Here is a 1,439-nt window from a genome sequence, read left to right on the forward strand (position 1 = left end):
GGGGTGATCATCGGCCCGCCGATGCCGGGCACGCCGACCTTCAGCGGCAGCGGCAGCGGCGTCATGTCGTAGACGGTGCCGTTGCGGTGCTTGTAGGCGATCTTGCCGGTCCTGAGATCGGCGCCGGCGACATAGCCCCAGGGCGGCGCCTGGCAAGGAATGCCGAGCGGCGACAGGAACGGCCCCATCACCACCGCATAGGGCGCACCCTCGTTGCGGTTCAGCCCCTGCTCGCTGCCGCGCCCTTCGTCCGGCGGCGGCACCTGATCGCGCGGAATGAGCTCCGACTTGAACGCCAGATAGGTCGGCATGCCGAACAGCACCTGCCGGACCGGGTCGACGGCAATGCCGCCCCAGTTGAAGGTGCCGAAATTGCCGGGATAGATCAGCGAGCCCTGGACGGAAGGCGGCGTATAGCGCCCCTCATAGCGCAGGCCCTGGAATTCGATCCGGCAGGCCAACTGGTCGAACATGGTTAGGCCCCACATGTCGGCGCCGGTGAGCGGCTTCGGCATGAAGGTAAGGTCGGAGACCGGCTGCGTTGGCGATGTGTGGTCACCTTCGATCGCGCCGCCGGGCGCCGGCACTTCGTTGACCGCAATGACCGGCTCGCCGGTGCGGCGGTCGAGCACATAGAGGTCGCCCTGCTTGGTCGGCCCGACCAGCGCCGGCACCACCGTGCCGTCGGGTTTGGTGATGTCGATCAGGCTCGGCTGCGCCGGCACGTCCATGTCCCAGAGATCGTGGTGCACGGTCTGCCGCACCCAGCGCACCTGCCCGGTGTTGAGGTCGAGCGCGGTGATCGACGACGAGAACTTCTCGACATTGGCGCTGCGCCCGGCTCCGAGCTGGTCCGGCGTCTGGTTGCCGAGCGGCACATAGAGCAGGCCGAGCTTCTCGTCGGCGCTCGGCGTCGACCACATGTTGGGCGAGTTGGCGGTATAGGTCTGGCCGGCCGGCAGCGGCGTCGTCTGGTCCGGATTGCCGGAATCCCAGTTCCACACCAGCGCGCCGGTGGCAGCGTCGTAGGCGCGGATCACGCCGGACGGCTCCTGCGTCGAATAATTGTCGTTGACCGCGCCGCCGACGATGATCTTGCCGCCTGAGATCAGCGGGGCCGAGGTCGAGTAATAATAGCCCGACTTCGGATAGGGCATGTTGGTCAGAAGGTTCAGCGTGCCGCCCTCGGCAAAAGCCGGGCAGATCTGCCCGTTGGCGGCATCGAGCGCGATCAGCCGCGCGTCCGAGGTCGGCAGGTAGACGCGGGTCGCACAGGGCTGCCCGGCGGCGCCGGCGGCATCGGCGTAATAGGCCACGCCGCGGCAGGTCTGGTGCTGGCGGTCCTTGTCGAGCTTGACCTTGGGATCGAAGCGCCATTTCTCCTTGCCGCTCGCGGCATCGATTGCGATGGCGAAATTATGCGGCGTGCAGATGTAGAG

General features: G+C 67.3%; 1 protein-coding gene. It reads right to left on the reverse strand.

The genetic code is table 11. The features are described 5' to 3' along the window. Positions 1 to 1,439 (reverse strand): PQQ-binding-like beta-propeller repeat protein (locus tag EN750_RS34140; RefSeq protein WP_145968191.1); only part of this gene is annotated, 1,439 nt, incomplete at both ends.

Origin of the sequence: Mesorhizobium sp. M7A.F.Ca.ET.027.03.2.1 (genome assembly GCF_003999175.1) — a bacterium.
Lineage (GTDB): Bacteria > Pseudomonadota > Alphaproteobacteria > Rhizobiales > Rhizobiaceae > Mesorhizobium.